This window comes from Methylobacterium sp. NMS14P (assembly GCF_028583545.1).
Lineage (GTDB): Bacteria > Pseudomonadota > Alphaproteobacteria > Rhizobiales > Beijerinckiaceae > Methylobacterium.
Map to the genome: position 1 here is coordinate 3,386,339 of NZ_CP087106.1, position 23,800 is coordinate 3,410,138.

General features: G+C 73.4%; 21 protein-coding genes. 17 read left to right on the top strand and 4 right to left on the bottom strand.

All coding sequences use genetic code 11. The features are described from left to right. Positions 1–175: 175 nt before the first annotated feature. A complete protein-coding gene (locus LOK46_RS16290; protein ID WP_273558791.1) occupies positions 176–2,614 on the top strand; it encodes a PAS domain S-box protein in 2,439 nt (812 codons plus the stop codon). A gap of 407 nt (positions 2,615–3,021) precedes the next feature. On the opposite strand, the gene LOK46_RS16295 is transcribed toward LOK46_RS16290, so the two are convergent. From LOK46_RS16295 to LOK46_RS16310, 4 genes are all read right to left on the bottom strand, one after another. Beyond that, the gene (locus LOK46_RS16295; protein ID WP_273558793.1) at positions 3,022–3,468 is read right to left on the bottom strand and encodes a lysozyme inhibitor LprI family protein; all 447 of its coding nucleotides are present in this window, start codon (positions 3,466–3,468) and stop codon (positions 3,022–3,024) included. A 117-nt stretch (positions 3,469–3,585) separates the two neighbouring features. Further along, a complete protein-coding gene (locus LOK46_RS16300; RefSeq protein ID WP_273558795.1) occupies positions 3,586–3,906 on the bottom strand; it encodes a YbjQ family protein in 321 nt (106 codons plus the stop codon). Positions 3,907–3,951: 45 nt separating this feature from the next. Beyond that, positions 3,952–4,356 (bottom strand): lysozyme inhibitor LprI family protein, encoded by a 405-nt coding sequence (locus LOK46_RS16305; RefSeq protein ID WP_273558797.1) that lies wholly within the window; start codon positions 4,354–4,356, stop codon positions 3,952–3,954. A 50-nt stretch (positions 4,357–4,406) separates the two neighbouring features. Then, positions 4,407–5,489, bottom strand: coding sequence for a hypothetical protein (locus LOK46_RS16310; protein ID WP_273558799.1), 1,083 nt, complete (start codon positions 5,487–5,489; stop codon positions 4,407–4,409). A gap of 678 nt (positions 5,490–6,167) precedes the next feature. Between LOK46_RS16310 and LOK46_RS16315 the strand changes: the two genes are divergently transcribed. The 16 genes from LOK46_RS16315 (at position 6,168) to LOK46_RS16390 (ending at position 23,800) form a co-directional block, all read left to right on the top strand. Further along, complete coding sequence (locus LOK46_RS16315; RefSeq protein ID WP_273558801.1) at positions 6,168–6,425, top strand: hypothetical protein; 258 nt, start codon at positions 6,168–6,170, stop codon at positions 6,423–6,425. 275 nt (positions 6,426–6,700) lie between these two features. Further along, positions 6,701–8,800: a caspase family protein gene (locus LOK46_RS16320; RefSeq protein WP_273558803.1), complete on the top strand. Its 2,100-nt coding sequence runs from the start codon at positions 6,701–6,703 to the stop codon at positions 8,798–8,800. After that, positions 8,797–10,131 (top strand): hypothetical protein, encoded by a 1,335-nt coding sequence (locus LOK46_RS16325; protein WP_273558805.1) that lies wholly within the window; start codon positions 8,797–8,799, stop codon positions 10,129–10,131. The genes LOK46_RS16320 and LOK46_RS16325 overlap by 4 nt, the downstream gene beginning before the upstream one ends. 161 nt (positions 10,132–10,292) lie before the next feature. Beyond that, positions 10,293–11,684 (top strand): hypothetical protein, encoded by a 1,392-nt coding sequence (locus LOK46_RS16330; RefSeq protein WP_273558807.1) that lies wholly within the window; start codon positions 10,293–10,295, stop codon positions 11,682–11,684. Continuing rightward, positions 11,681–12,193, top strand: a complete 513-nt coding sequence (locus tag LOK46_RS16335) for a hypothetical protein (protein ID WP_273558809.1) — start codon at positions 11,681–11,683, stop codon at positions 12,191–12,193. Before LOK46_RS16330 ends, LOK46_RS16335 begins: the two co-directional genes overlap by 4 nt. A 64-nt stretch (positions 12,194–12,257) precedes the next feature. Then, positions 12,258–13,388, top strand: a complete 1,131-nt coding sequence (locus LOK46_RS16340; RefSeq protein ID WP_273558811.1) for a hypothetical protein — start codon at positions 12,258–12,260, stop codon at positions 13,386–13,388. 80 nt (positions 13,389–13,468) lie between these two features. Next, complete coding sequence (locus LOK46_RS16345) at positions 13,469–14,455, top strand: trypsin-like serine peptidase (protein WP_273558813.1); 987 nt, start codon at positions 13,469–13,471, stop codon at positions 14,453–14,455. 107 nt (positions 14,456–14,562) lie between these two features. Beyond that, positions 14,563–15,378 carry an OmpA family protein gene (locus LOK46_RS16350; protein WP_273558814.1) on the top strand — a complete coding sequence of 272 codons (816 nt, stop codon included), beginning with the start codon at positions 14,563–14,565 and terminating at the stop codon, positions 15,376–15,378. Positions 15,379–15,422: 44 nt separating this feature from the next. Then, positions 15,423–16,394 (top strand): hypothetical protein, encoded by a 972-nt coding sequence (locus tag LOK46_RS16355; protein ID WP_273558816.1) that lies wholly within the window; start codon positions 15,423–15,425, stop codon positions 16,392–16,394. Between the two features lie 52 nt (positions 16,395–16,446). Beyond that, positions 16,447–17,454: a hypothetical protein gene (locus LOK46_RS16360; RefSeq protein ID WP_273558818.1), complete on the top strand. Its 1,008-nt coding sequence runs from the start codon at positions 16,447–16,449 to the stop codon at positions 17,452–17,454. A 33-nt stretch (positions 17,455–17,487) separates the two neighbouring features. After that, positions 17,488–18,213, top strand: a complete 726-nt coding sequence (locus LOK46_RS16365) for a hypothetical protein (protein WP_273558820.1) — start codon at positions 17,488–17,490, stop codon at positions 18,211–18,213. Between the two features lie 50 nt (positions 18,214–18,263). Further along, positions 18,264–18,581, top strand: a complete 318-nt coding sequence (locus LOK46_RS16370; protein WP_273558822.1) for a hypothetical protein — start codon at positions 18,264–18,266, stop codon at positions 18,579–18,581. Next, positions 18,578–19,987 (top strand): hypothetical protein, encoded by a 1,410-nt coding sequence (locus LOK46_RS16375; protein WP_273558824.1) that lies wholly within the window; start codon positions 18,578–18,580, stop codon positions 19,985–19,987. The genes LOK46_RS16370 and LOK46_RS16375 overlap by 4 nt, the downstream gene beginning before the upstream one ends. Positions 19,988–20,526: 539 nt before the next feature. Beyond that, a complete protein-coding gene (locus tag LOK46_RS16380; protein ID WP_273558826.1) occupies positions 20,527–20,970 on the top strand; it encodes a hypothetical protein in 444 nt (147 codons plus the stop codon). A 362-nt stretch (positions 20,971–21,332) separates the two neighbouring features. After that, complete coding sequence (locus tag LOK46_RS16385; protein ID WP_273558828.1) at positions 21,333–21,557, top strand: ribosome modulation factor; 225 nt, start codon at positions 21,333–21,335, stop codon at positions 21,555–21,557. A gap of 164 nt (positions 21,558–21,721) precedes the next feature. Next, positions 21,722–23,800, top strand: coding sequence for a sensor histidine kinase (locus LOK46_RS16390; RefSeq protein ID WP_273558830.1), 2,079 nt, complete (start codon positions 21,722–21,724; stop codon positions 23,798–23,800).

The following is a 23,800-nucleotide window of genomic DNA, read 5'->3' on the forward strand; positions in this document are numbered from 1 at the left end:
CACGGCCCGTCATCGAGGAGGGCAGGAGCCGGCGGTCCCGCCGCTCCTTAGGTCGCGAAGTCCGGACGCCTCGCGACGACGGACGCTCCTGTCGGGATCAGAGGTCACACCCCCGTCTCGCATCCGTGTGCCGGTAGACGTTGGACCCGGCAGCGGCTCCGGATAAGACCGGGCCATGAGCATCGAAGATCTTCGGGGGGAGGTCGAGCGGCTGCGTCGGCGCGAGCGCGCGCTGGTGGAGGAGAACGCGCGCCTGCGCGCGGCAGAGTTCCCGACCGCCCCGATCACCAGCCTGGCCGGTGTCGGCACCGCCCGGTCCGACCTCCTGTTCACCGCCGCCGACAAGACCCGGATGGCGATGATCGTCACCGACCCGAACCTGCCGGACAACCCCATCGTCTTCGCCAACCGCGCCTTCCTGGAACTCTCCGGCTACACGGCGGAGGAGCTGATCGGGCGCAATTGCCGCTTCCTCCAGGGGCCGGAGACCGACCCGTCCGATATCGCCCGCATCCGCGCCGCCGTCGCCGCGCGGCGCGACGTGGTGGTGGAGCTGCTGAACTACTGGCGCGACGGCAGCACCTTCGTCAACGAGCTCTACATCAGCCCCGTCTTCGGTCCGCACGGCGAATTGCTGTTCTTCTTCGGCAGCCAGCTCGACCTCACGCGCTTCCGGCAGCGTGAGGCGCAGGCCGCCGCCGGGGCTTCCTCGCTGGCGGGGCCGCTGGCGGACGACGAGGTCGGCATCTGCCTCGTCGAGCCGCGCTTCGAAGCGGATGGCAGGACCGGAGATTGCCGCCTCGTCGAGACCAACGCCGCCTTCGAGCGCCGGTCGGGCCTCGCCGCCGCGGAGGGTCGCTGGTTGAGCGAGATCGGGCCGGACCGGGCGCGCCGCTGGCTCGACACCCTCGGCGAGGTGGCGCGATCCGGGCGCAGCGCCCGATTCACGGGCGCCATGTCGCGGACCGGGCCCGTCCTCGAGGTGCGCGCGATGCGGATCGGCGCCGGGACGCAGAGCCGCGTCGCGATCCTCCTCGAGGATCCGGCGCTCAGGCAGGTGGACGAGGAGCGGCGGGAGGCCCGGAACCCGGACCGGCGGATCGAGCACGATCTGGTGTGGAGGACGAGCCGCGACCTCCTCGTCGTCTGCGCCCTCGACGGAACCTGCCAGGCTGTTAACCCAGCCTGGACGGAGCTTCTCGGCTGGCCCGCCGGCAGCCTGGTCGGCATCCGCATCGACACCCTGATCCATCCGGACGACGGCGAGACCGCGGACCGCGCGTTCGAGACGCTGCGGACCGGCCACACGCTGTCCGACCTGGACGTCCGTTTCAGGACCGCCGACGGCACGTACCGCTGGATCTCCTGGAACGCCATCGCGCGGGGGGACCGGTTCCACGCGACCGGGCGCGACGTGACGGAGCGCCGGACCCTCGAGGAGCAGCTGCGCCAGTCGCAGAAGATGGAGGCGGTCGGGCAATTGACCGGCGGCGTGGCGCACGACTTCAACAACCTGCTGACCGTCATCAAGTCGTCGACCGACCTGCTGAAGCGGCCGGGCCTGAGCGAGGACCGCCGGGGGCGCTACGTCGACGCCATCTCCGACACGGTCGACCGCGCCGCCAAGCTGACCAGCCAGTTGCTGGCCTTCGCCCGCCGGCAGGCGCTTCGGCCGGCGGTGTTCGACGTCGTCCAGTCGGTGGCCGCCATCGCCGACATGGTCGGCACGCTGACCGGGGCGCGCATCGAGGTCGCGACCGACACGGATGCCGGCACGGACGCGGGCGGCCGCAGGCTGCGCTGCCACGTCGATGCCGACCCGAGCCAGTTCGACACGGCCCTCGTCAACCTCGTGGTGAACGCCCGCGACGCCATGCAGGGCGAGGGCCGCCTGCTGATCAAGGTGCGGCGCGCGGACCGCATCCCGGCGCTGCGGGCGCATCCGGCCGTGCCGGGAGACTTCGTGGCCGTGTCGGTCTCGGACACCGGCTCGGGCATCGAGGCGGACCTGCTCGAGCGCATCTTCGAGCCCTTCTTCACGACGAAGGGCGTCGGACACGGCACCGGGCTCGGTCTCAGCCAAGTGTTCGGCTTCGCCAAGCAGTCGGGCGGCGACGTCGCGGTCGACAGCGTCGTGGACGTCGGGACCACCTTCACGCTGTTCCTGCCGCGGTCCCATCAGGCGGAGGTCCAGGATAGCGCGCCTGACGAACCGGAGCCGCTGGCCGAGGGCCACGGCACGCCCGTCCTCGTGGTGGAGGACAACGCGGAGGTCGGCGCCTTCGCGAGGCAGGCTCTGATGGAACTCGGCTACCGAGCCGTCTGGGTGAAAGACGCGCAGGCGGCCCTCGCCACGCTCGAGGTGAACAGTCACGAGATCGAGGTGGTCTTCTCAGACGTGGTGATGCCGGGCATGAACGGCGTCGATCTGGCGCGGGAGATCAGGCGCCGCCGTCCCTACCTGCCCGTCGTGCTGACCTCCGGCTACAGCCACGTGCTGGCCTCGGAAGGCACGCACGGCTTCGAGCTGCTGCACAAGCCCTACTCGGTCGCCGACCTCAGCCGGGCCCTGCGCAAGGCGCTGCGGGAACGGTCGGCGCTGACCTTCGGCTGACGAGGCTGCATCCGACCGGACCGACGCGCGTTACGTCCGCGACGACCGGAAGCATCGGACAGGACAGCACGCCATGCCATCGGATACGCCGCGTCCCGGGGACGACCCGCTGCCCCCCATCGACGATCCGCTGCCTTAGCCCGCGCCGCCCGACGGAGATCCCCCGGCCGAGCCGCCGGCGCCGCGACCGCCCGGTCCGATCGAAGCGGACTGAGTTCCGGCGCCCGACGCAGCAGGCCGGATCGGTCCGTGTTCCGACGACCGCGGTGCGCAGACCGCGGCCGATCAGCGAAGCCAGGGTGGCGCATCGGCAGGTGATCGCCGAACTCTCGCGCCTCGGGGACGCCCGCGGCGAGAGATCGCGGGTACAGGGGCATGATGAGCCCCTGCGGATCCCACACCGCACCTCAATGAAGGGGGTAGCGGCTGAGAAGGTCGGCGGTTCTCTGGACGGTCTTGTCGTAGAGGCATGCGGGAACCGCCGGGTTCGCGCCGCTCCCGTTGGCCCACTCGCTGTACGTCAGGTCGCCGCAATCCGCGTCCCGGAAGGCGATCCAGGCACGCTGCGCCTTCTCCAGTTGCGTCTTCCACAGCGCCTTGGCGCCGGGATCCTGCGTGCGGTCATCGTGATCGATCACCGACAGCGCCTTCTTGTAGGCCGCGTTGAGCTTCGCATCCGCTTCCTGAAACGCGCGGTTCATGCAATCCGTGGTGCTCGGCGTCGAGGTCTCGGTCAGGCACAGTTTGGCCGAGGGCTGCTCGGCTCTGGCACTCGTCGACGCCGCGAAGCAGGCGAGCAGCGCAGCGAGGACGGGAGCCGAGGCCCGCGGCAGGCGTAGACATATGCGGTTCATGGCGATCGGATCCGGTTCGCGCGCTTCGCATCGACCCGGCAGAGGGCGATCCTGCGCGCGGTTGGTGACGACAGGTCGGAGCGGAATACTGCCCGGGGCGGCCCCGGGGCTGCGGCCTCAGCCTGCCTCGACGATCACGGCGGTGCCGTAGGCGACGACGCCCATCATCGACTGATCGGTGTCCGCCGTATCGAAGCGCATCATGACGATGGCGTTGGCGCCGAGTTGCGCCGCGTTCTGCGCCATGCGGTCGATCGCCTGAGACCGGGCCTGCTCGATCAACTGACTGTACTCGTTGATCTCGCCGCCCATGAGGCTGCGCAGCCCCGCGGTGAAATTGCCCACGGCACCGCGGCTGTGGACCACGGCGCCGAAGCACGGGCCCCGCACCTCGCGCACGCGATAGTTCGGAATGTTCTCGGTCGTGACGATGATCATGGGATCTCGCTCAGGGAGGTGGCGGAGGGAGGCGATGAGGGACGGTCACGGCGGACAGGACAGGTCGCCGCCCGGGCACTTGATCTGGGCCGCGAGGTCCTGGATCCGCCGCCGCGTCAACGCGGTCTTGCACTGGCCCATGAGCATGGGCGCGATGGTGCCGTTCTCGTCGGGCGTCAGCGTGTTGAACCCGGTCCGCAGGTTGCACTCGAGGTCGCGGAAGGCGATCCAGGCGCGCTCGGCGGCGACCAGATTGCGTCGGCCGTTCTCGTCGAGCTTGCCGCGCAGGGTCGCGTAGCGTCGGTTCAGCTCGGCATCGACCCGATCGAATTCCTGTCCCGCGCAGATGTTGGCGTCCATCTGGTTCGCGGACGTGCTGCAATCGACCTCCGCGGCGAGACCCGCGGTCGGGCCGAGGAGCAGGGCGGCGAGGAGAGCGCTGCGCAGCATGGCGAACTCGAGGCTGGAAAGAGCGGACGACACGGCGACCGAGCCGCCGATCATGGATCGTCCGACGCCGCGTGCGTGTCGCGAGCCCGGAAGCCGTAATAGCCCCGGTCAGCGTCGTAGAGGACGTCGAAGCCGTTCAGGACGTGCAGTCCCGTATTGACGAAGGGCTGCGGGCACGCCGTGTTGAGGATGATGCGCTCGGGCGCGAGCGGCGCGGCGCGGTCGCCGACCGTGATCGCGTAGCCGGCCGCGTCGCCGAACCGGAAGCTCAGGCGTGTGCCGGGTCGGAGGGCGGCGTGATCGACCGCATTGGTCCGGAGGCTGTCGGCGACCTGCGCGGGCGGCAGCGTCAGGAACATGCCGGTGACGCCGGTGTCGAGCAGCGCCCGGCCGCAGGCGGCGGGTTCACGGCCGTCGACGGTGATGCAGGCGGGAACGCCGAGCCAGTCTCCCGGCACGTGCGGGTGCGGATCGAGCTTCACGAAGCGGTAGCGGCCGCGCGTGTTGGCGCGCGTCAGGCCGACATGCACGCCCCGCCGGGTCAGCACGTAGCCGCGGTGCACCCCGCCGGGTCCGGGCGGGTCCGCGTTGAGCAGCGGGTTGGTGTCCGGCGTGCTCTGGGTCTGGCTGTCGTCCTCGCGGCCGAACCCGATCCCCATCATCGCCACGTGGGCCGGCGCCTCCTGGGGCGTGCAGCTCCGGGCGCGCGCGGTGCAGTCGATCCGGTCGACGGCGAGAACCCGGATGGGTTGCGTCACCACGCTCTGACCGTCGCGGCCGACGACGGTCACCGGCACGCGCACCCAGCGTCCGACCATGATCCGGCCGGAACTCGAGTAGGTCAGGCGCCCTGGCTCGCTCGGCAGCGCCTCGTTGCCCGGAATGCGGCTGGCCGAAACCACGATGCCGGTCGAGCCCGTATCCACGAGCACCGGACGAGCCGCGCCACCGAACGCGAGTCCGAGACGCGGCGATCCGGTGATGGCGTCACCGGGTTGCGGGGCGTTGAGGAAGGGCAGGAAGATGCCGCGTCGGTCCTCCGCGTAGCTCGGCCCATCGTCCGCTCGGGCCGACAGGGCCAAGCCGAGCGACCAAGCGCCCGCGACCCCGACGCGGACGAGAGCGGAAGCCACTCGGGTGTGACGCCCCCGCCGGCGGACGGATGGGCGGGCTGCCCGAGGAGGATACTGAAACGCCTGACGCATGTCGGCCCGGGGGGGAGATCTCGTTGCCGCGTCGACACCGCGCGGGAACCGCGTCGGTGCCGAGAAGAGCTCTGCAGCCCGCGCGCGATCGCGCCGGCGCGGTGGGGCGAGGCCGGGAAGTTGCCGGCGAAAGCCCGTCAGATCGTCAGACGCCCCGGTCCATGATCCCGGACCGCAGCTCGCGCCACGGCCGCATTCGCGCCCGGCAGCGCCGTCATGATGATGACGTTCACGATCATGAGTCCCGGTCGGTGAGAAGCTGTTAACAAGAACCGCCGTCCGCCCAGCAGTATTTTGCGGGACGATCCATATTGGATTGATCCCGATCGGATCCCAGGTCAACGAAACGTCAGAAATATTGTTACCGGTTCAGTAAGCCGGCTCGAATTGCGGCGAATGATGGCCGTTCGTCGCCCTCCCCGCTGCCCGTTCGGCACGGGCAATTGCCGCCGGCTCCGGCGATCGCCGGACGACCGATGCCGGTCTCGGCGCGCCCGTCGCGAGAAAATCCTCGCAGGTGACTGAGCCGGCCGCGCGAAACCGCGTCTGGCCGGCCCATGCTCCTTTCGAGGCGGCCGACCCGCCGCCCGATCAGGGAGAACTGACGTGACCAAGACCAAGATCCTCGTGCTCGCCGCCAGCCTTGTCTGCGCCGCGGGTCCCGCCCTCGCCCAGGAGGCGGCGCCGCAGCGCGGGAACCAGGAATTCCTCGGCGTCGATCTCGACAACGGCGGCGTCTACTACAACGGCCGCAACTCCGGCCGCTACTGCGTCTACCGCACGGTCGAGGTCTACAACCGCTACACCGGCTACTTCGAGGCGCGGCGCGCGCGCCGCTGCGGCCGCGGCCTCTATCTGCCGTGAGGAGCCGGACCATGCTGACCGCTCTCTCGCCGCTGCACCTCGCAGCCCTCAGCCTGATCGTCGCCTATCTCGGCTGGGGCTGAGATGCCCGCTTCCCGCACCAGCATTCCCACCTCGGGTGTCATCCGCGCGCCGTCGGGGAGTCTGCCTTGGCCGGCTGCGTCCGACACGTGAGATTGTTTCCCGATCCCCCAGCGGATAACCCTGTCGCGCGTGCCGACCGGGCGCGCCCCGCTCCGAGGACGATGAATCCGGGCCGCGACCCGGACTGGAGGATGCGCTTGCCGAGAGCCAACACGGTCTCCGCGCTGATGCGGGCCGCCCGCACCGCGCTCATCCTGCTCGGGATGACCTGCCTCGCCCCGGTCGCGCCGGCCACGGCCGCCCCCGATCCGGCAGCCTTCGCCGACAATGGCGACGCCGTGGCGGTGGTGATCGGCAACCGCAGCTACAAGCAGACCGTTCCGGTCGACTACGCCCACAACGATGCCGAGGCGATCCGCGCCTACCTGATCGAGCGCCTCGGCTACCGCGACGGCAACGTCTTCCTGCTGAAGGATGCGACGCTCAACGAGTTCAACCAAGTCTTCGGCACCGAGCGGAATCCGCAATCCGGCCGCCTCTGGCGCAGCGTGCGCGAGGGCCGCTCGAACGTCTTCGTCTACTATTCCGGCCACGGGGTACCGGATCTCGCCACCAAGCAGCCGTTCCTGCTGCCGGAAGACGGCAACCCGAACCAGGGCGAGAGCGGGTACGCGCTGGAGACCCTGTACCGCAACCTGGAGCTCGTGAAGCGCAAGATCGGCGCCGACCACCAGCTCGTCGTGATGGTCGATGCCTGCTTCACCGGCGAGACCGGGCGCAGGGGCGAGAGCCTGCTGGCGGTGTCCGCGCCCGGCTTCGCGCCCGCCCGGCCGAAGACGGAGGGCGGCATCGTCCGGCTGGTGGCGACATCGGGCGCGACGCCGGCCAACTGGGACGAGGCGAACAAGCTCGGCCTGCTGACCAGCCGGTTCCTGATGGGCGTGTCGGGCCTCGCCGACGCCCGGGACCAGCAGGGCGACGGCGACGGGCTCGTCCAGTGGACGGAGCTGAAGCGCTACCTCCGCCGCGAGGTGGAGGACGCCGCCCGCCGCGCGTCGGGCCGGGAGCAGGTACCCGAGATCGACGAGGCCCCGATCGTCCTCAAGGCCTCGCTGCCGGTGGCGGCCGTCGCGAAGGGGGTCGAGGCCATCCGGGACGAGGCGGCCTGGCGGCGGGCCGAAGCGCTCGGGACCCGGGAAGGCTTCGAGGCCTATATCGGCGCCTGCGGCGAGACCTGCCTGTACCGGCCTCAGGCCATGGACAGGCTCCTGGCCGGGCGGCGCCGGGACGCGGCGGTGATCGACCAGGAGAACTGGGCCAAGTTCGGGACCCAGCGGCAGTATCAGGCCTACCTCGATTCCTGCGGCGAGGTCTGCGCCTATCGCAGCCTCGCCGAGGGCTATCTCGGCGGCAAGAATCCGAGCGCCGATCCGCGCGTCAAGCGCTGCGACGAGCTCGCCGCCGGCACGGACGATCCCGACCGTCCGAGCGGGGTCGCGGGCGTGAAGCTCGGCCGGATCGAGCCCGCGGCCGCCATCGACGCCTGCCGCGGGGCCGCGGCCGCCTATCCGGACCTGCGCCGGCTCTCCTACCAGCTCGGCCGCGCCTACGACCGGGCCGACCGCTACAAGGAGGCCTTCGCCGCCTACGACCGCGCCGCCAAGGCCGGGAGCATCTCGGCGCTGAACAACCTCGCCGCCCTCTACGAGAACGGCCAGGGCGTGAAGCGCCAGCAGGCCGAGGCGTTCCGCCTCTACCAGCAGGCGGGCGAAGGCGGGAACGTGGTGGCGCTGGCCAACGCCGCCCGGATGCTGGAGTACGGCAACGGCATCCCGAAGGACGAGGCGCAGGCGGTCGCCCTGTATCGCCGCGCCGTGGCCGGGGGCGACGTCGCGTCGATCAGCAAGCTCGTGCCGCACTACGCCACGGGCGCCTTCGGCTTCCCGAAGGACCTGCGCCAGGGCTTCGACCTCTTCCGGCAGGCGGCGGACCGGGGCGACCCGGTGGCCATGGCCACGATGGCGACGCTGATCGACAACGGCTTCGGGCGGTATTTCCCCGGCGTGCGCTCGGCCGACATGGTCCTGCGCGCGCTGAAGCACGGGGAACTCGGCGCCGCCTCCGTCTCGGCGACCGACACCGCCGCCCAGAAGCTCAAGCCCGAGACGATCCGCTCGGTGCAGCGCGCGATCAAGGACGCGGATTACTACACCGGCGCCCTGGACGGGCGGTTCAATCCGGTCTTCGTCCGCGCCCTCGATCAGTACGCCCGGGCGAACGAGACCGAATGAGGCGCCTCCTCCTCGCCGCGCTGCTGCTCGCCCCGGCGGCGGCGCGCGCCGACCCCGCGACGCAGGCGCTGACACCGTTCCTCGACGCGGTGGCGGCCTGTACCGGCCGGCCGGACGTGACGCTCGCGGTCGTCGGCGTCGAGCCCGGCCAGACGGCCCTGTCGCGCGAGCAGTCCGAGGAGGTGCGCCTCGCCGTCGAGACGCGGCTCCAGGCGACCGGCCGGGTCAGGCTGGCGGCGGCGGCCGACGTCGTGCGGATCAAGGCTCTGCGCGAGGGCACAACGGGCCTCTCGGGCGCGGAGGCCGAGGCGCAGATCCGGTCCGCCTTCGCGGGGGACGCCGCCGTGTTCCTGGTCGAGCCCCGTCGGGCCGGCGAGACCGCCTCCGTCCGGCTCCAGGCCGTGACGCAGAGCGCCGCCTGCAAGGCGACGAGCGACCCTCTGGTCGTGCCGATCCATGTCGGCGCCGGCGTCGCCGACGTCGACGCGGTCATGGACGGTGCGGTGAAGGCTTTCGCGCAGGCCGCACCGAATGCCGGCGCCGTCGAGGTCTGCCCGTTCGTGGCGGAGGGCGGCCATTCCACCTGCGCCGGCGCCCTCACGGACCGCCTCGTCATCGCCCTCGACGCGGAGGCCCGCTCGGCCAACCGGGTGATCCGCGGCGCGCGCCTCGACGTGCGCCGCCGGCCGCCCGGCACCGCCTGCGCCGGCACCGTCACCGCCCGCGGCCGCTTCCGCACCGACCACGACCGGCAATCCTGGATGGAGGTCGAGTTCCAGCGCGACGGCGCCGTCCTGGCTCCCACGGGACGACGCCGCATCGCGACGGAGGGTCTCGGCTGCGATCCCGTCCCGCGGCCGTTCCTGGATCACCTCGCCGCCACGGCGCGCACGGATGCCGGCCGCCTCTCGGTGGCGGCGGCCGCCACGCCGTTCGCGGCCGGTCAGCGCCTGGAGATGCGCATCGAGTCCCGCGTCGCGCAGAACCTGTACTGCTGGGTGGTCGCGGCCGACGAGACCGCCTTCGTCGCCCTGCCGGTGCGCGACAACGCGGCCTCGCAGCTGGCCCTGAAGCCGGGAGACTCGCGGCGCTATCCGCGGGGCTACGGCCTCGACGAGATCGTGGCGGGGGAGCCCTTCGAGAATCTGTTCGCCTGCTTCGGCGTGCCCGGCGGCCTGCCGCCGGAGCTCGCCGCGCGGTGGCTGGCGGCGGCGCCGGGCGCCGACGGCGAGGCGCGTCTCCTGCAGCCCCCGGACGTGCTGGACCTCCTCGACCGGATCCGGGCCACGCCCGGGGTCACCGAGGCCACCGCGCGCGTCGTGGTGCGCTGAGGCGGAGCGCGACGGGATCGGAACCGCGTCTGGGCCACCCAGATCAGACGGGTGGCGCCCGGATGGCCGCCGGAGGTCGACGGATGGCCGGTCGCGAGGTAACCATAAGGCGAATCGAACGATCACAATGGGTTGCGTGGCAGCCCGCGACCGGGAGGCGCATGACGGGCGGATACGACGAGCGCTGCGCGGCCGACCTGGCCAATGTCGGCGACGGCCGCGATCTCTCCCGCGCCGACCGTGCCTGGCTCGCCCGCGTGGTCACGGGGGCCGTGCGCCCGAACCGCGACAAGCCCCTGTGGGACCTCGCCCACGCCCTCGCGGCGCTGGCCGAGGCGGCGGGGACCCGCGACGGGCGCGATCTCATCACCCTCGCCCTGGATCCGGGACTCGCGCGACCGGCCGCCCTCTCGGCGCGCTTCGGCGGCGGACCGGCCGTCGACGACCGCGGCCCCGTGCTCGGCACCGCCTGGTCCACCGGCTGGGCCGGGCTCGCGCGGCTCCTCGCGCTGGCCGAGTTCGTGCTCACCGCCGAGGACCTGGCACAGTTCGCGACCGTCGCGGGCTGGCTCGACGAGCTCGCTTCCGCGCCTGATCCGGAGGGCGCCGCGATCCTGGCCAAACGCTTGGCCCGGCATCTCGCCGCCTACCGGAACGCCCACCTGCCGCTGGCGCCGCTGGAGCGGCGCTTCCGGGCACTCCTGGCCTTCCTGGGCGGCCGCCGGTCCGTCGCGGACGACGACATCCTCGATTTCTGGCGCGCCGAGATGGCGACAGGCGAACGGCCGGGCTTCCGCACCGTCGCGGAGCACTTCGTGACCTTCGAGGCGGCCGGCCACCTCCTCGAAGGCCTCGACGCCCTCTCGGCGCCCGCCGCCCTCGACGCCCACGCGGGCTGGGAGGAGCGGCTGGACGCGGCCCTGGGCGATCTCGAGACCGCCGAACCCGCCGCGGCGCTGGCAACCCTCCTGGCGGACTGGCCGGAGGGCCCGAAGATCCTCACAGGCGCCGAGCGCGAGGATCTGGCCGACTTCCTGCGCCTCGAGCCCTACCACCGCACCCGCCCGCTGACGACGCTCCGGGCCGTGAGCTTCGGCCGGGTCCAATCGGGCATCGCCAACCGCCTGCGCCGCGGCGGCGGCGGCGCCGCCATCGCCGAGCGGGCGACCTGCCTGGAGGCCGAGAGCTACGCCGAACTCCGGACGCGCGCGGGACTGCTCGCGGCCCATCTCGGCCGGATGCTGCGCATCGCGGCGACCCTCCGGATCGCCGATCGCGACGCGCTGCCCGCGGCGGTACGGGCCGCGCTGGAGGCCGCCGAGGCGGACCTGCGCCGGGTGCGCCGCGCCGGATTCGACGACCATGAGGGCCTCACGGCAGGATTCGCGGCCGCCGAACCGGCGCTGCTGCGCCTCGCCGAGGCGACGGCCAACCTGGAACGGTCGCTCGACGGCCTCGCCCGGCACCGGCCGCTGGACGCGCTGTTCCCGGCGGATCGGGACATCTTCGCGGTCGCGTTCGCGGCGGCCTATGCCGGGGAGGCCGCGGCGTGAGCGACGCGGCACGGCTTCTCGCCGAGATCCACGCGGCCCGCGCCCTCGTGCGCGATGCGGCGGCGACCGCCCGGCCGGACCACGCGGGCCTCTGGGCCCACGCGACGCGGGCGCCCGATGGACCGGTCGACCTCGCGACGGTGCGGGCGATCCGCGGCGACCCGGCGACGGCCCGGCGCTACCGGACGATGCTCGGCGCCCTGGCGCTCGCCCACGCGCCGCTCGCCGCGGCCGCCTCGGACGGCGCGATCCTCCGGCGCCGGGTTGGCGCCTTCGCGCTGGAGATCCTCGAGGCCGCGGACGGCGCGCCGCCGCTCCTCGTCCTGCGCGGCGAGTCCGGGCAGATGCCGCGTGTGATCGAGGCGTGGCTCGGCGACGAGACGGTCCGGCTCGACCTCGGTCCGGCGATCGAGGGCGCGGCGGTGCTCGCCCTCGACCCGGCCGTGCCGGAAGCGGCCCTCATGGGCCGCATGCTCCGCGACCCGGCCTGCGCGGTGTTCCTGCTTTGACGAGCCGTCGGAGCAGCCGGCAGGCCAGTCTCGGCCCATCCGGGTCCGGGGGACCGGCCCGCGTATGACGCGTCCGGCCATCCTCGTCGTCGTGCCCACGACCCGCGGACCGCTGGTGCTGCGCGGGCTCAGACCGCGCCCGGGCCTTCCGGCCCCGGCCGCGTTCGCGGACGGCGATTATCGCCCGCTGCCCTGGTCGGCCGATTACGCCCGGCTCTGCGGGGCCGCCGGCCCGCTCGCCCGGTGGGCGGGTCGGACGCCCGAGCCCCACGAGCTGCGGCTATCGGGCTCCTTCGACGCCGGACGCTCCTGGGAGGTTCCGGTGTGTTTAGCGCACGGCCTCGCCGAGGGCGGTCACCCGCTCGCCGCGGCACCGGCGGAGGCCGACCTCATCCTCTGGGCGACCGGCGCGGTCGATCTCGACCTCACGGTGCTGCCCGGCGACTACGCGCTGCTCGACAAGGTCGAGCGCTCCGCCGCGATGATGGCCGAGGCTCCGGACGTCGCGTTAGCCGTCCTCCTGCCGGACGGGCCGGAGCGCGCGCAGGCCGAGGCCGTCTTCCGCGGCATGGGCCGAACCGTGCGGATCCTGCCGTCGCACAACGTGCCCGAAGCCTTGGCCGCATTGACCGCGCTGCGGGATCCGGAGAGGGCCGAGACGCCGCCGGCGCGGCGGTGGCGCCGTCTGGCGCTGCCGGCCGGCGCCGTCGCGGCGGCCGGACTCGCCGGTGTGCTCGCGCTCGGGGCCACGCGGCCCGATCCCGTCAGCGACCCGCGCGCCGACGCGCCGGCCGGTCCTGCCACCCCTCCCCCAAGGATCGAAGTCCGGATCGCATCGCCGATCCACGTCTCCGAGTTGCGCGCGCCGGCGGGATCCTCCTGCCGCCGCGTGGCCTTCGGGGCCGACCCGCCCGAGCGGCGCCCAGTGCCGGCGGAATCGGGCGACCACCTGGCCGCGAGCCGGCTCACGCCGGACCTGTGCGGGCTCGCCATCGGTGTGGAGCCGGGCCTGCGCGCGCAGGTCGGACCGGAACTGCGCGATGCCGCCCTCCCCGCCGTCCGGCTGGCGGACGGCGCGCTCGGCTATTTCCTGCGCGAGGGCGCGCGGCAGAACCTCGTCTACACGGTCCAGGCCGTTCCGGAGGCCGGGACCGGCGCGGCGGCCGGCCGCCTGGTCCACGCCCTGACGCGCTGATGGGAGTCCGGCGTGTCCCGAATGCTGTCGACCGGCCCCGCGAGCGCGGGCCCGGATCCCGCACCGAGAGGAGGGAGAGGATGATCGCGATGCGCCGGAGAGGCCCTCTCCTGCTGGGAACGGCCTGCGCGCTGATCGTGCTCGGCCGCGGCGACGCCGTGCGGGCGCAGAGCGTCGGCTTCGATCCCGCCGATTACGGCCGGGCGCAGCTGCCCCTGCGCCAGACGACCGGCGACGCGGCGGCCTACGTCGACCAGAACAAGGGCGCCTTCGAGCCGGTCAGCGAGCTCGACCCGAAGGACGGCCTCGCAGCCCTCGCCCGGCCGATCGGCCGCGTCGACATCGTGCTCCAGAACGGCCGCACCGGCCAGCAGGTCGGGGCCTCCTGCACGGGGACGCTCCTGCCGGGCGACTACGTGCTGACCAACCATCATTGCCTGCCGCAGTCGGGCGACCTGCGCCCGGTCAAGGCGTCGATCCTGATGGATTACCTGACCCTCGACGGGAAAGGCTCCCGCCGCTTCGAGATCGACCCGAAACCCGTCGAGTTCGACGCCCGCCTCGACTTCGCCCTCGCCCGCGTCGCGGGCAATCCGACGGCGACTTACGGCGCTGCGCGGCTCTCGGGCGAGCCGGTGACGGCCAACCGCTCGATGCTGGTCATCCACCATCCCCTCGGACGTCCGAAGGTGATGAGCCGCTTCCGCTGCTTCGCCATGAAGGACCAGGCGGAGGGCCCGGACCTGCGCCACCGCTGCGACACGCTCGGCGGCTCGTCCGGGTCGCTGATGTTCGACGCCTCCGTGGCCGGCATCGCGCTCCACAAGGAGGGTGGCCTCGACCCGAAGGATCCGACGAGCTTCAACAGCGCGACCCGGCTCTCGGCGATCCTGGGCCGGAGCCCGACCCTGGCGCGGATCGCGGCGGCCCAGGGGCGCCCGGTCGCCGCCGCGGATCCGGGGGCCAGACCGGTCGCGCCCGCATCCGTGCCGGCACCGCAGCCCAAGCCGGCGACCGACGGACCGCTCGATCCGGCCGGGATGAACGCCATCCTGCGGGGACGCTGAGCGCCGTCGCGAGAATCGCGACGGCGGGCGACGAAAATCGCTCTGGGTCGACCAGGAACGGGGAGAGAGGGGCCGCAGCAAGGCCCGGGACACGAAGAGGGGAAGCGATGCGGACCCACGATCTACCGCGCGCCGCGCGGGCGCGCCTCGGCCGCTCAGGCCTGCTGCTCGCCGTCGGCCACGCCCTGGCGCTGATCGCGCCCGCCGGGGCGAACCCGCTCACCGAGGTGCCGGGGGCCCGGGCAGCGCGGCCGGACGAAGCGGCCCCGCCGCGGGACCCGGCCGCCGAGCGGGCGGAGGCGGAGGAGGCGCGGGCCGCGAATCCGAGCGCCACCGCGATCATCCGGTCGCTCGCGCCGTTCGCCGACGGCAATCCGGGAGCGCCCGCGCGGCCGCTGGCGGTCAGCCCCGACGACGGCGGCCCGGCGGTGCGGGTCGTTCCCGCCCGGTCGGTCGATCTCACCGTGTTCTTCGCCTACGACAGCGCCCGCCTGACCCCCGAAGCGCGCATCCAGCTCGAGCCGCTCGGCGAGGCCCTGCGCGCCGAGCCTCTCGCGGGCCACGGCTTCCTGATCGCCGGTCACACCGACGCCGCCGGCGGCCGCGCCTACAACCGCCGCCTCTCCCTGGCCCGTGCCCGCGCCGTGAAGGCGCACCTCGTCGAGACCTACGGGATCGCGCCGGAGCGCCTGCGCGTCCACGGATGGGGACCCACGCGGCCGAAGGATCCCGACGCACCCCTGTCACGGGTGAACCGCAGGGTGGAGGTCAGCCTGATCGCGCCGGCCCGCAGCGGTGCCCTGCGCTTCGTCCTGCCGGTCGCGGATCGCACCTGCACCGACTTGGCCGATCCGCGCCTGCGGACGGATCTCGACCTCGACGATTTCGGCGCGGCGCCGACCCGGCGTCCCTGTACCGAATAAAGCCCGCTCCCCTCACCGACGCTCCGAAGACGAAGAGACCCGCGATGTCCTGGAGGATCCCGATGCCCCTCGTCCGCACCACGGCGTTCCGCGCCGCCTGCCTCGCCGTCCTGGCCCTCGGGTCCGCCTACGCGGCGCCGGCCCGGGCGCAGACCAAGCCCAACGTCGTCGTCATGGGCGAGGACGCCGACGAGGACGCGGTGCCCCGCGGCAACCGCATCTTCCAGCGGGTGATCCACGAACTGTCCGAGACGATGAACCTGCGCGGCTACAACGTCTACGACGAGACCGCCGTCGCCATGGGCTTCACCCAGGCCAACCGGGTGCGCCGGCGGGACGCCGAGCTGATCGAGGTCGCCCGCGCGGTCCAGAATCCGCCCCTCGACGTCGTGGCGGTGTTCCAGATCTACGCGTCGGCGTCGAAATCCGCCTACTCGGACATCGTCCGGCCGGAGATCCGTATCCCCGGCCGCCTCCTCAACGTCCGCACCGGGCAGTCGCTCGGGTCGTTCGAGGTGGCCGGTCTCCAGCTGCCGCCCCTGCCGCAGGGCTGCGACCGCGAGTGCCTGCTCGAGCGGGTCGGCGCCGAGGCGAAGACGGTGGCCGCCGACCTCGCGGCCGCGCTCACCGCGAAGCTCGACGGCGTGATCGCGCCCCGCCGCGGTGCCGATGCCGGCGCCGCGCCCCCTGACGCCGCGCCGGTCGGCGGCGCCGTGGCGGCGGCGCCCGGCGGCGAGGGCTGCGGGGGTTTGCCCAGCGCCTACGTCGTCCGTCTGAGCGGCTTCTCGGCCCAGGAGGTCCAGGCGGCCGAGGAGTACATGGCGGCTTTCCGCTGCTACGAGCACCATCGTCCGGTGCGCGCGAGCGGGGCCAGCACCGAGTACTGGTACGAGACCCGCTCGGATTCCGCCCGGCTCGGCCGGAACCTGCGCCTGATGCTGGAGCACATGAGCGCGCCGGGTCAGGTCCAGTTCTCGGGCAACACCTTCGTCATCAACCGCGTAGCGACGCGGTAGCCGGACCTCGCCTTCCCCGCCTCGTCGTCCCACCGTTCCCTGAAGGTTGACCATGTCGGTTCGCGAGCGCCTGCGCGGCGCCCTCTCCCATCTTGCCCCGACACGCCCGGCGCGGCGCGTCATCCTGGCCGGACTAATCTTCGCGCCTCTGGCGATCGCGGGCCCGCCCCGCGAGGCCCGGGCCGACCCGGTCTTTCCGGGCGCCGGCGCCCTCGGCCTGACGCCACCGGCCGGGATGAGCGTGAGCCGGCGCTTCGCCGGCTTCGAGCATCCGGCCGGCGCGTCGATTATCCTGGTGGAGATGCCGCCGGAGGCCTGGGACCAGATCAACGGCCGGTTCACCCCCGAGGCGCTCGCTGCCACGGGCTTCCGGGTGAAGGGCGGGGCCGAGACGCTGCCAGTCGCGGGCGGCGAGGGCTTCGTCCTGCGCGGCACCCAGCCGGCCAACGGCCTCACCTACGCGAAATGGGTCGCCGTCGTGCGCGGCGCCCCCGGGACCGGGCTCGTCACCGTGCAGGTCCCCGAGAAGGCGGCCCGGCAGGTGCCCGCCGCTTCCGTCGAGGCGGCCCTCCGCACCATCGCGTTCCGGGCGAAGGCGAGCCTGACCGATCAGGTCGCGGCGCTGCCCTACACCGTCGGCGACATGGCGGGCTACCGGCCGGCCGCGGTCTTCGCAGGCAACAGCCTCCTCCTCACCGAGGGACCCAAGGACGTCGACCCTGAGCGCGCGCAGCCGGTGGTCGTCGTCGCGCCCTCGCTCGGTCAGGCGCCGGTCCCGGCGGGCGCGGAGGTCGCGGTCGCCCGCCGGCTGTTCGCGGCGCAGAAGGACTTCGCCGACGTGAACGTCACGGACGAGGCGCGGTCCAGTCGCGGCGAGGCGGTCGTCGTGCGGCTGCGCGGCACCGGGACCGACACCAAGAGCGGCCGTGCCCTCGGCGTGACGCAGACGATGGTGTTCGACGGCGAGCGCTACCTGCGGGTCCTGGGCTTCGCCGATGCCGGTCGCCCCGACGCCCTGGACAGGGCCGACCGTGTCGCCGCCTCGGTCGCGATGCGCTGACCGACCTCCGCACCCACAACGAGAGCCTTCCCGATGCGACCGCCGCTTCTCGCCCCGCTGCTCCTGCTCTCCACCCTCGCCCCGCTCGCTGGCCCGGCGCGCGCGGAGGAGAACGAGTGCCGGCGGTCGCCCTCGCTCGCGTCCGGCGCGCCCCCAGCCTTCGGGCGCATCACCGCGCCGGGGCGCACGGCCTTCGTCAAGGACGGGCTCGCCCGCGCCGGCTGCCCGGACCCGAGCGCCGCCTGCCGCGAGCGCGCCTACCTGGTGACCGCCGATCCCGTCATCCTCGGCGAGCGTCGCGGCGCCTATGTCTGCGCCCACTATCGGGGCGCGGGCGACGATATCGGCCGGACCGGCTGGCTCCCGGGCGAGGCCGTCGCCGTCGAGCCGCCCGGTACCGCCGCGCCTGCGGACTGGCTCGGCACCTGGACCCGTGCGGAGGCGCGCATCCGCATCACCCAGGCCGACAAGCCGGGGATGCTCACCTTCGGGGGCGACGCGACCTGGGGCGCCGGCGATCCGGAGCGGGCGCGCCGCGGCGGCGTCCATATCGGCGAATTCGCCGGCACGGTCGCCCCGCAGGGCGCCGCGGCGAGCTTCGCGGTCGGGGAGAACGGGGCGCTGCCCGTCGAGACCGGTGACGCGTCCGACTGCAAGGTCTGGCTGCGGCGGGTCGGCCCCTGGCTGGTCGTCGACGACAACCTCGCCTGCGGGGGCGTCAACGTCTCCTTCCGCGGCCTCTACCGCCGCCAGCCATGAGCGGCGCGGCGACACGCGGCCGCGTCGGCCCCGCGCAGGGCTTCTGACCGATGACCATCCGCACGATGCCGCGGCCGAGCCCGTCCCGGCGACGCCTGCGCGTGATCCTCATCCTGCTGCTCATCACGTGGCTGCCGGTCGTACCCTTCGCGCTCGGCCTCGCGCTGACGAGCCTGACCGGCTGCACCGTCAACGAGGCGGGGACGCACCCCTGCCCGGTGGCCGGACACGATATCGGCGGCCTGCTCTACACGCTGACGATGACGGGCTGGCTGCTGATCCCGTTCCTGCCCTTCATGGCCCTGACACTGCTGCTCACCGTCCTGCAGGGCCTGCTGATGATCCTTCGAGCGTGGTTGCGGCGATGATGCGGTTCACCTTCCGGCGCGCGGCCGCACTGCTCGGCCTCGGCGTGGCAGCCGTCCCGCTGTCGAGCCTGGCGATCCCGGTGACGGCGACCCCGGCGCGGGCGCAGGCGACCGAGGTGGACGGACCGGCCCTCCCCTACGCCTCGACGCCCGACCTGCGGGCCGCCACGGTGGCGCGGGCGGTGCGCGAGCAGCGCGCCACGAACCCGGTCGCCGCGGACGAGACGGCGCGGGAACTGGCCCGGCACGATTACGACACCGTCTTCCGCGGCTTCCTCGACGGGACGCCCCTGCGGCCGGACGATGCGGGCGACGTGCTCACCGCCTTCATCGCCCTGCAATGGATGGTGGCCAACGACGCGACGGTCGAGCCGAGTCCGGCGGCCCTGCGGGCGATCCGGAACCGGTTCGTGGCGCCCATGGCGGAACGGCCACCGCTGTCACAGCCGGCCGCGCGGGCCGCCTTCGCCGAGCAGGTCAAACTGCGCGCCGTGCTCCACCACGCCGGATGGCAGGCGGCCAAGCGGCTCGGCGTGCTGCCGCGCTTCGTGGCAGGCCTGTCCCGGGAGTTCATCCCGGTCGCCACGCTCCGGACCCTCGCGCTGACCGAGGACGGGCTGGTGCCGAAGGGCCGGGCCGGACGCGCCGCCCCGAAGCCGCCGTCGATCGCGGAGAGCCCGCCCGTGCCGGACGCGCGGCCGGCACCCTCCGCCCCAGCGCCGGACGCGGCCGGTCCCCCGCGCCACGCCGCCAACTGGGACTCGGTCGAGGGCGTGTACTTCCGTTCGACTACGGGATTCGGAGTCGGCGGTCTCATGACGATCGACTTCGAGCCGCTGATCTTCCTGCGCGATGGCACCTACTACGAGATCGCCGACACCGCGCTGGAAGACGTGGACCTCGCCGCCGAGCGGGCCGCACGGCCCAAGCGGTTCGGGCGGTGGACCGCCAAGGGCGCCGGCTACGTGCTGACGGACGCGCGCGGTCGAGCGAACGACTACGCCCTCGGCGACGGCAGCTTCTTCCGGGCTTTCCCGGCCGCGTCCGGCGAGCGGGTGACGCGGGCCTACCGGCGGCTGTCGGGCGGCGGCAACACCGCCCTGGGGGGCGACGTGGCGATCGCCGTGGAGAGCCGCTACGACTTCCACGCGGACGGGAGCTACGGACGCGGCGGCTCGGTCGGCGCGACGAATTCGGGGGCGAGCACCGGCGTCGGCACGGCGATCGGCCGCCGGCGCGCGCCGGAGGGCGGGCGCTACGCCCTCGATCGCCACACGCTCACGCTGACCACGGCGGACGGCCGCACCCGGCGCCTGTTCTTCGCCTACGGCTCGCAGAAGGATCCCCCCGAGATCGACCGCGAGATGATCTTCGTGGGCGACGACGTCTTCAGCCCGGCGGACTGATCGGGGCGGCGGAGGACCGCCACGCGGTCGGTGCGCGGCTCTCCGGATGCGGGTCTTCGGTGGGCTCGGGTGCGAGCAGACCGCCCCCGAACCGCGCCCAGTCCTCGAGCGTGCGTCCGCGGGCGACGTGCGGGCCCGGCTTGACCGGCCGCGGCGCCTGCGGCGCGCCCAGGCGCCCGTAGCGCCGGTACCAGGATCGCGCCCGCTGCACCGGCCCTCCCAACGCCTTCCGCATGCCGTCCCCCCCTGGCGCGAGCGCGAATGTCCACGGCCAAGCTAATGCAGTCTGGGCGCCCGGGCATGTCGGGCCGACCCTGACACGACTGCCGATCTCTCCGACTGCTGATCGGCCCGCGGCGGCACAGATGAGCGTGCGGGGCGGCGACAGACGGTCTTCCGCCGCCGGCGCTCCCCGCGGGGATAAGCGGTGACCCGCGACGGCGGCCGGCATCGCCACCCCGACAGACCGCGCCGCGCGGCCGGATCCGGCATCGGGTCCGTCCGCGCGGACGTCCTTCACCGTCTCCGGAGCTCAGCCCATGAAACGTCTCGCGATCGCCCTCTCGGCGCTGTCGAGCCTCGTCCTGTTCGCGCCGTCGAGCGAGGCACGGCCCCACGGCCGCGGCTTCCATCACGGGCCCCACCATCTGGGCCACGGCGTCTGGAGGGGGCCGCGCCACGGCCTGCACCGCCATCGGCATCACCGTCTCCACCGGCATTACCGGCGTCACCGCGGCTATCGCGGGTACCGCGGCGTCCAGTTCCGCCCTGTCGCCTACGGCTACCGGACCCACGCGTATCGCGACGGTGGCTGGGGCGGCTATCGCGGGGTCGGTTTCGCCACCGGCGCCGGCCTGGGCCTCGCGGCGGGCGCCGCCCGCCCCGGTCCCTACGGCGCGGGCCACGGGCGGCCCTACGGCGCGGGCCACGGGCGGCCCTACGGGTACGGCCACGCGCCGGTCGGCTACGGCTGCGCCTGCTAGGCCGGCCGTCCTGACGGGGAGGCCCGGCCACCACGGCTTCCCGGGCGGCGTTCTACGGTGACCCAGGGTCGGCGGCGCGACGGCGCGCGGCCGACCTGCGCCCGGTCGTCCTCGCGCCAGATGACGCGAGAATCTCACGTCGATCGGTAAGGCATTCGGATCGATCGACGCAAGTCCCGCAAGGTCCAGTGCCGCTTTCTTGCAATGGTCAACGGCTCATCGTGCCGACGCCGTGTCGGGATAAGCCCGACACGCGTCGGTGTAAGCGGTATCGTAGATCGAAACAGCTTGCTTGGCCGTTCGTACTCGGCGCTTCTGACCGGGCGGGACATGCTCCCGAGCAGCCGGAGAGATCAGCGCCCATGCTCATGGACATCGTCAAACAGGGCGCCCGCGCGCGCTCCGTCGGTCGGCCCCGCGATGCCTGTCCGTATCCCGGCGAGTCGCGCGAGCGCCGGGCCTGGTTCGAGGGCTACGACGGCTCCTCGTGGGCGGTCGCGACGCGGATGCCGCACCCGGCCCGGATGCTGCCCGGATCGCCCCTCAGCGACGCCAATGCCGCGTCCGACCCCGTCTCCCCGGCCTGACGGCGGGGCAACTTTCCCGTAGGAGAGCGGTGAGCTTACGGGGCGATGCGGGGATCCGGGAGGCGGGCGACGATGCGCTCGGGACGGCGACACAGCTGGGCCAGGCCGTCTCAGCGACGGGCCGCGGGTCCGGACCGACGCGCAGCGTGTCCGCGCACGGGCGCATGACCGACCGCGCCCGCGACGCCGCCATCCGGGGGCCCGAGCCCCAGCTGAGCCGCGGCAGCCGCCGCACCTTCGTCGCCCTCGCCCTCGCGGCCGCGATTCCCGTCCTACTGCTCAGCGGCTGGGTCGCGACGCTGATGGCGCAGCAGCAGCGCGACCTCGCGCGGAACGGCGCCGTCGCCAGCGCGACCCGTGTGGCCGAGCGCGTCGCCTCGGACATCGCCGGCCAGATCGCGGTCCTTGAGGCGGAGGCCGCCTCCGCGACCCTCGACCGGCCGGACCTCGCGGCCTTCTACGCCGAGGCCGAGCGCCTCAGGCAGGCGCACCCGCTCTGGGAGACGGTGGAACTCGCCCGACCGGACGGGGCCCAGATCGTCAACCTGCTCCGCTCACTCGAGGAGGAACTCGGGCCGACCTCGGACCGGACGAGCTTCGACGCGGTGGTGCGCACGCGGCAGCCGGTGATCGGCGGTATCGGCCCGGCCGGCTCGATCTCGGGCAAGCGCCTCGTCGCCCTGCGCGTGCCCGTCATCCGGGACGGGGCGCTGCGCTACGTCCTGTCGATCCGGCTCGCCACCAACGCGGTGAGCTCGATCCTGCGCGACGCCGGCGCGCCCGAGGGCTGGGTCGGCACCATCGTGGACGCGGAGGGCAACACGATCGCCCGAACCCGGGCCGAGGTGGAGGAGCTCGGCCACCCGGCGAACCCGGCCCTGCAGGCGGCGATCCGGCACGCCCCGAACGGCTTCTACACCGGTCCGACGCTGGAGGGCGCGAATGTCGAGGTGGTCTACCGGACGCTGACGCATACCGGTGGCTGGTCAGTGCATTTCGGCATGCCGGTGGCGGCGCTCAACGCGCCTGTGTCGCGGTCCTACGTCGTCCTGGGCGGCGGCAGCTTCGTCAGCATCGGCCTCGCCCTGGCTCTGGTCGGACTGGTCGGCCGCGACATGGCGCAGCGAAGGGCGGGCGAGCAGGCCCGGTTCTCCCTCGCGCTCCGCTCCAGCGAGGAGCAGGGCGCCGTCGCCGCGGAGGCGGCGGAACTCGGCACGCTGCGCTGGGACACGGTCGCCCACCGGGTCACCGGCTCGCCCCGCGCGGCCGACCTCCTCGGGTGGACGGCGTCCGCGGAGGGTCGCGACAGCGCCGTGGACGCCGACACCGTCCTGCAGGCAGTCGACCCGGAGGATCGCGGGCGCCTGAGCGAGGCCCTGCACCGGAGCCTCGCGGAGGGCACACCGCTCGACGTCGAGTTCCGCGTGACCCAGGGTGATCGGGAGCCGCGCTGGGTTCGGGTCGCCGGCCGCGTGCCGCAGCTCCACGAGCATACCCCGGCCGGACTGATCTACGGCGTGGTGTCGGACATCGAGCCGCGCAAGCGCGCGGAGGCCGAGCGCTTCGCACTTCTGCGCCGCCTCGGCGAGGCCCAGGAGAACGAGCAGCGCCGGATCGCCCGCGAACTGCACGATCAGGTCGGCCAGACGGTGACCGGCCTTTCGCTGGGCCTCAAGAGCATGGAGCGGCTCCTGGCACGCGGGGCCACGGCCGAGGCCGGCCGGCAGGTGGAGTGGCTGCAAGCGTTGGCCGGCGAGATCGGTCGCGACATCCACCGGGCCGCCGTCGACCTGCGGCCGACCGCCCTCGACGATCTCGGCCTGCGCGAGGCCCTCGCGACCCTGCTGCGCGACTGGAGCCAGCGGCACGGGATCCGCGCCGACCTGGAATTCCTGAGCGAGGCGACCCGGCTGCCGGCCGCGATCGAGACGGCCGTCTACCGGATCGTGCAGGAGGCCCTGACCAACGTCCTCAAGCACGCCCGGGCCGCGAGCGTCAGCGTCTCGCTGGAGAAGCGCCCGGGCGAGATGCGGGTCGTCATCGAGGACGACGGCATCGGCTTCGTTGCCGAGGAGCTGCGCGAGCGCGCCAGCGGCGAGACGCCGGCCAACCTGCGGCTCGGCCTGTCGGGCATACGCGAGCGGCTGTCGCTCCTGAGCGGGACCCTCACGCTGGAATCGTCCCCGGGCATCGGCACGACGCTGTTCGTCACAATCCCGATCCCGCATCATCCCGAGACCTGA

Bases quoted from the DNA above. Each gene is read 5' to 3' on its own strand.
- LOK46_RS16385 (WP_273558828.1), top strand. From the start codon at position 21,333: ATGCTCATGGACATCGTCAAACAGGGCGCCCGCGCGCGCTCCGTCGGT.
- LOK46_RS16350 (WP_273558814.1), top strand. From the start codon at position 14,563: ATGCGGACCCACGATCTACCGCGCGCCGCGCGGGCGCGCCTCGGCCGC.
- LOK46_RS16330 (WP_273558807.1), top strand. From the start codon at position 10,293: ATGACGGGCGGATACGACGAGCGCTGCGCGGCCGACCTGGCCAATGTC.
- LOK46_RS16370 (WP_273558822.1), top strand. From the start codon at position 18,264: ATGACCATCCGCACGATGCCGCGGCCGAGCCCGTCCCGGCGACGCCTG.
- LOK46_RS16360 (WP_273558818.1), top strand. From the start codon at position 16,447: ATGTCGGTTCGCGAGCGCCTGCGCGGCGCCCTCTCCCATCTTGCCCCG.
- LOK46_RS16355 (WP_273558816.1), top strand. From the start codon at position 15,423: ATGTCCTGGAGGATCCCGATGCCCCTCGTCCGCACCACGGCGTTCCGC.
- LOK46_RS16340 (WP_273558811.1), top strand. From the start codon at position 12,258: ATGACGCGTCCGGCCATCCTCGTCGTCGTGCCCACGACCCGCGGACCG.
- LOK46_RS16295 (WP_273558793.1), bottom strand. From the start codon at position 3,468: ATGAACCGCATATGTCTACGCCTGCCGCGGGCCTCGGCTCCCGTCCTC.
- LOK46_RS16305 (WP_273558797.1), bottom strand. From the start codon at position 4,356: ATGCTGCGCAGCGCTCTCCTCGCCGCCCTGCTCCTCGGCCCGACCGCG.
- LOK46_RS16375 (WP_273558824.1), top strand. From the start codon at position 18,578: ATGATGCGGTTCACCTTCCGGCGCGCGGCCGCACTGCTCGGCCTCGGC.
- LOK46_RS16325 (WP_273558805.1), top strand. From the start codon at position 8,797: ATGAGGCGCCTCCTCCTCGCCGCGCTGCTGCTCGCCCCGGCGGCGGCG.
- LOK46_RS16345 (WP_273558813.1), top strand. From the start codon at position 13,469: ATGATCGCGATGCGCCGGAGAGGCCCTCTCCTGCTGGGAACGGCCTGC.
- LOK46_RS16290 (WP_273558791.1), top strand. From the start codon at position 176: ATGAGCATCGAAGATCTTCGGGGGGAGGTCGAGCGGCTGCGTCGGCGC.
- LOK46_RS16365 (WP_273558820.1), top strand. From the start codon at position 17,488: ATGCGACCGCCGCTTCTCGCCCCGCTGCTCCTGCTCTCCACCCTCGCC.
- LOK46_RS16380 (WP_273558826.1), top strand. From the start codon at position 20,527: ATGAAACGTCTCGCGATCGCCCTCTCGGCGCTGTCGAGCCTCGTCCTG.
- LOK46_RS16300 (WP_273558795.1), bottom strand. From the start codon at position 3,906: ATGATCATCGTCACGACCGAGAACATTCCGAACTATCGCGTGCGCGAG.
- LOK46_RS16390 (WP_273558830.1), top strand. From the start codon at position 21,722: ATGACCGACCGCGCCCGCGACGCCGCCATCCGGGGGCCCGAGCCCCAG.
- LOK46_RS16320 (WP_273558803.1), top strand. From the start codon at position 6,701: ATGCGCTTGCCGAGAGCCAACACGGTCTCCGCGCTGATGCGGGCCGCC.